5 protein-coding genes are annotated in these 4,878 nt (G+C 65.5%); all 5 read left to right on the top strand.

From position 1 onward, the window contains the following. Nucleotides 1–13 precede the first annotated feature (13 nt). The 5 genes from AC1DZA_RS19990 to AC1DZA_RS19970 all read left to right on the top strand — a co-directional run bounded on the left by AC1DZA_RS19990 (nucleotide 14) and on the right by AC1DZA_RS19970 (nucleotide 4,664). On the top strand, nucleotides 14–1,348 hold the full coding sequence (locus tag AC1DZA_RS19990; RefSeq protein WP_476774078.1) for an Ig-like domain-containing protein: 1,335 nt from the start codon (nucleotides 14–16) through the stop codon (nucleotides 1,346–1,348). 801 nt (nucleotides 1,349–2,149) lie between these two features. Further along, nucleotides 2,150–2,548 carry a hypothetical protein gene (locus AC1DZA_RS19985; protein ID WP_476774077.1) on the top strand — a complete coding sequence of 133 codons (399 nt, stop codon included), beginning with the start codon at nucleotides 2,150–2,152 and terminating at the stop codon, nucleotides 2,546–2,548. A gap of 6 nt (nucleotides 2,549–2,554) precedes the next feature. Then, nucleotides 2,555–3,190: a hypothetical protein gene (locus AC1DZA_RS19980; RefSeq protein ID WP_476774076.1), complete on the top strand. Its 636-nt coding sequence runs from the start codon at nucleotides 2,555–2,557 to the stop codon at nucleotides 3,188–3,190. 137 nt (nucleotides 3,191–3,327) lie between these two features. After that, on the top strand, nucleotides 3,328–3,963 hold the full coding sequence (locus AC1DZA_RS19975) for a hypothetical protein (RefSeq protein ID WP_476774075.1): 636 nt from the start codon (nucleotides 3,328–3,330) through the stop codon (nucleotides 3,961–3,963). Continuing rightward, nucleotides 3,912–4,664 carry a Mu transposase domain-containing protein gene (locus AC1DZA_RS19970; protein WP_476774074.1) on the top strand — a complete coding sequence of 251 codons (753 nt, stop codon included), beginning with the start codon at nucleotides 3,912–3,914 and terminating at the stop codon, nucleotides 4,662–4,664. The genes AC1DZA_RS19975 and AC1DZA_RS19970 overlap by 52 nt, the downstream gene beginning before the upstream one ends. Nucleotides 4,665–4,878: the final 214 nt, after the last annotated feature.

Raw genomic sequence — 4,878 nt, 5'->3', positions numbered from 1 at the left:
GGTCACGTCCACGATCACCGCGGCACCGGGCACGATTCCCGCGAACGGAGCATCCACCTCAACGGTCACCGTCACCGTGCTCGACAGCAACGGGAACCCGGTCGGGACCGGTGGCGCGGCGGTCACGATGTCCACCACCCTGGGCACTCTGGGCGGGGTCACGGATGTAGGCGATGGGACGTACACGGCGACGTTGACTGCGGGGACGGTCTCGGGGACTGCGACGGTGGGGTTCACGTTGAACGGCACYGCAGGTGCSGATACCACCCAGGTCGAGCTCGTTGCGGGGATCGCGGATGAGACCACGTCGACGATCACCGCGGCGCCGGCCACGATCCCCGCAGACGGGGTATCCACGTCATTGGTGACAGTCACGGCACGGGACGTGAACGGGAACCCGGTCGGGGTCGGTGGTGACTTCGTCGTGATCACCACTGACCTGGGCACCATCGGTGCGGTCACGAGTGTTGGTGATGGGACGTACACGGCGACGTTGACGTCGGGGACGACCGCGGGCACCGCGACCCTCGCATTCACGTTGAACACGGTCCCGGCTACGGCCACCACCCAGGTGCTCTTCACCCCGGGTGCCCCGGATCCGGCCACGTCCACGATCACCGCGGCACCGGGCAGTATTCCCGCGGACGGAACATCCACCTCGTTGGTGACGGTCACGGTGCTTGATGTGAACAGGAACCCGGTCGGGTTCGGTGGCGGCACGGTCACGATGTCCACCACCCTGGGCACCCTGGACGGGGTCACGGATAACGGTGATGGCACGTACACGGCGACGCTGACGTCGGGTACGACGGCGGGCACCACGACGCTCGGGTTCACGCTGAACACGGTCCAGGGTACGGACACCGCGACTGTGGTGTTCACCGCGGGTGTCCCGGATGTGACCACCTCCACGATCACGGCGGCACCGGGCAGTATTCCCGCGGACGGAACATCCACCTCGTTGGTGACGGTCACGGTGCTTGACAGCAACGGGAACCCGGTCGGGGTTGGTGGTGACACGGTCACGATGTCCAACACCCTGGGCGCCCTCAGCGGGGTCACGGATAACGGTGATGGGACGTACACGGCGACGTTGACGTCGGGTACGACGGCGGGCACCACGACGCTCGGGTTCACGCTGAATGGCACCGCAGGCACGGCCACCACCCAGGTCGCATTCACCGTCATTCCCGAACCCGCCACCCCCACAACGCCATCCACGCCGGCCGGTGCGATCGCGCAGACCGGGTTCGACCCGGCACCCGCGATCACTGCGAGCCTGCTCCTCGCGCTTCTCGGAGGGCTGCTGCTGCGCCGCCGCCGTACCCGGCCCACGGGCACCCGGTGACCCGAATCCCATGACCGGGCGTGGGGCCTGTGATGGTGTGCACCGAGGCTGACCAATAAGTGCAACTGGCGTAACGTCCGTATTGTCCGAATCTCGACAATCTGAACCGCCCTGCCTTTTCAGCCGGTGCACCACGTCAGACCGGCCAGAAAGTCAGGACGATTCAACACACCCGGCCGGCCGAAGGCAGGCCGGGACAAACACAGCGCCGGCCCCGCGCCGGCACCGTTGAGCTCACCCGCGCACAGCCATGGCGACCCCGCGTCCGTCGAGTGCGGTGGCTGCCGACGCCGAAATCGCCGACAACCACCGAAGCAGCCCCGCAAGGGCCCGATCAGCACCTGAATGAAAGCGGGGCCACGATCAACGGTAACCCCTTCCCCACTCCCCCACCTCACACCCAAGGCGCGCCCAAATGCCCGGGTGCGCTTGGGACTTCCGCGATAACGGTGGGTGGGGTCTGGCCTGACCGAAAGGTGGCTGTGACCGACACGACCGTTATCGCGGAAGTCCCCCGCTACGACCGCACCGCCGAAACCATCACCGCCCTCGCGACCCTCGCCATCGCCATCACCTGCGCCCGACGACTTCTGAAATGACCTCTAAAGTCCCGAACCCGAGGGCTGAACCATCGGCGGCGGCCACTGTCCGTCGCTCCCCCAAACCGGGCATGACCGTCCCTCCCGGGCATTCAGGGGGTCTTGTGTTGGGGCGCCCGACGGGAGCAGATCATCCTTGGGAGGTATACGCCTGAACCCGTGGTCGGATGCATTCCCCGTGAGCAACCATGACTATTGGAGGATGAAGCTTCAGATTCGGGTTGCGTCCGTGATGATCGCTGCTGCTGTTGTGGCGTTGGCTGGTTGCTCAGCGGCTCAGGAGGAAGCCAGCCGGTTCCTGTACGAAGCCTCGGCGTCGAAGTCGGGCAGTCAGATCAAGTACATGGAAACCGTTGATGCTGCCGAGCCGATCGGGTTCAACACGAACATGGATGAAACTGACTGGGCATACGCACCTGAGCTGAATCCCCGCACGACCACGCCGAGCGTGTCGGTCACGCCACCGGCAGGCGGCACTGCCGCCTGCCGGATCCTTCGTATCCAAGGAACGGCAGTGTCCGTCGTTGCTGAGCAGAACGGCGAAATCGATGCCGAGGTTGTCTGCGAGGCTCGCCAACCAGAGCACGAATCAAACCGGTGACGAGTCGTGACGACCCCGCTCGAGGCCTGGCAGGAACGTGCCGACGCACTTGCAGCGTTCTACCGGTTGCATCAACGCTGGCCTTCCCCGAACACCTCCGATCCGGTCGAGACCGCCCTGCACCGGTGGCACAGCGCCGCGCGCCGGACCGCGTACAACTCGTACAGGCCCAGCTCGGACCTCGCGGACCGGATCGGCTATCTTGACCGGGTCGCGCCAGGCTGGCGGCATCACGACCGGATCTTCCGCGATCGCATCGACGCGATCGCCAGGTACCGGCAGCAGCGTGGCGTCTTCCCCAGCCAAGACTCCCCCGATCCCGAAATAGCCCGGCTCGGCGACCGGCTCAGAGACTGCCGCACCACACCCCAAAGCCCCACCCGCCAGGCGTACCTCGACGACACCTTGCCAGGATGGCAGCAGACCCTCCGAGAACAACTCTGGAACGCCACCGCCGACGCCGTCGAAGCGTTCATCAGAGAACACCACCGGCTACCCCAGGCAGCACGCAACGATCCCGTCGAACGGCGACTCGCGAAATGGATCCGGAACCAGCAAACCCGCACCAACCACACCCCAGCCCAAACCACACGACTCGAAGCACTCACCCAGCTGAATATTCGCGCGTTTAGGGGCCGGTGATATTGCGCTTGGGGGCCAGTCGGTGAGTGGGCGGATATTCGCGTTTGGGGCCACCTGATCGTTGGGTTGGGGCCACCCTGTCAGGCTCGTTCTGTCGTGCACACTTCGATCGGTGTGCGGCAGAAAGTGGTTGACGAATGGTTCGAAGGATTAAGGCGCGGCTGGTTCTTCAGTTGCGTGCTGAGGGCATGACGGGGCGGGTGATCGCCGAGGCGCATGGCATGTCCAGGAAGAGCGTTTTGGCGGTGTTCGACGCGGCTGACGCTGCCGGGCTCAGCTGGGATGACCTCGCCAGCCTGGATGACGCTGAGGTGTATGCGCGGGTGTTCCCGGGTCGTGGGGTGCACGAGCCGGTGTTCGTTCTCCCGGATTGGGAGCGGGTGCATAAGGAGCTGGCCCGGGTCGGGGTGACGTTGAAGCTGCTGCACGCCGAGTATCTGGGTGCCTGCGAGCGGCAGGGTGGTGCGGCGATGAGTTACGACCGGTTCTGCAAGGGGTACGCCCATCATGTTGATGTCGTGGGGGCCGGGTCGCGGGTGTTGCATAAGGCCGGCGCGACGGTAGAGGTCGATTGGTCGGGCAAGACGATGGAGTTAGTCGATCCGGGCGGCGTGGTTTCGACGGTGTTCTTGTTCGTGGGGTGTTTGCCGTTTTCCCGGTATGCGTTCGTGGAGGCGACGCTGGATATGCGGCAGGAGAGCTGGTTGCGGCGCACGTGGCGATGTTCGAGTTCTTCGGCGGCACGGTGCCGAGGATCGTGCCGGACAATTTGAAGACCGGTGTCCTCCACCATCCGCGGGAGGGCGAGGTGGTGTTGAACGAGGCGTACCGGGAGCTCGCGGCGCATTACTCGGCGGCGGTGCTGCCGGGTCGGGTGCGCAGGCCGAAAGACAAGGCGTCGGTGGAGAACACGGTCGCTCACGTCGCGACGTGGGTGATCGGGATGCTGCGGGATCGCCAGTTCGCGACGCTTCCCGAGCTGCAGCAGGCGGTGCGCCAGCAGGTCGCCGCTTACAACGGGGAGCCGTTCCAGAAACGTCCCGGGTCTCGGGCGGTGGTGTTCGCCTCGGAGGAGCAGCCGTTGCTGCGCCCGTTGCCGCAGGTTAGTTACGAGTTGTCGCGGTGGGCGCACGGGCGGAAGGTTCAGAGGAACGGGCATGTGGTCTGGGCGAGGAACTTCTACTCCGTCCCTTACACCCTGGTGCGGCAGAGCGTTGATCTGAAAGTCACCGACCGGGTAGTTGAAGTGTTCCGGCGCGGGGAACGGGTCGCCTCCCACGTGTTGTTCCCGCCCCAGACCGTCAACGAATACCGCACCCTAGACGCCCACCAGCCCGCTGGCGGCCCATATCAGGCTTGGGACGCCGAACGCTGCCAGCAATGGGCGATCCGGCTCGGGGAGAGCACGCTGACGGTCGTGAACCGGATCTTCGAGTCCGTGAAGCGCCCCGGGTTCTCTGCCGCTCTTTTCTGAGCGACACGAGAGGATGGCAAGGTGCCACGCAAGATTGACCACGAAGTTCGTTCCAGGGCTGTGCGGATGGTGACACAGCACCGTTCGGAGTACTCGTCAGAGACCGCCGTCAGAGCCCAGGTCGCCGAGTCGCTCGGGGTCTCGCAGGAGTCCGTGCGCCGGTGGGTGCAGCAGTTCGAGATCGACACCGGCGTCGTCGCGGGGGTCTCGTCCG

It is taken from the genome of Agromyces sp. P2_B3 (assembly GCF_056404815.1).
This window is presented reverse-complemented; position numbering and strand designations above follow the sequence as displayed.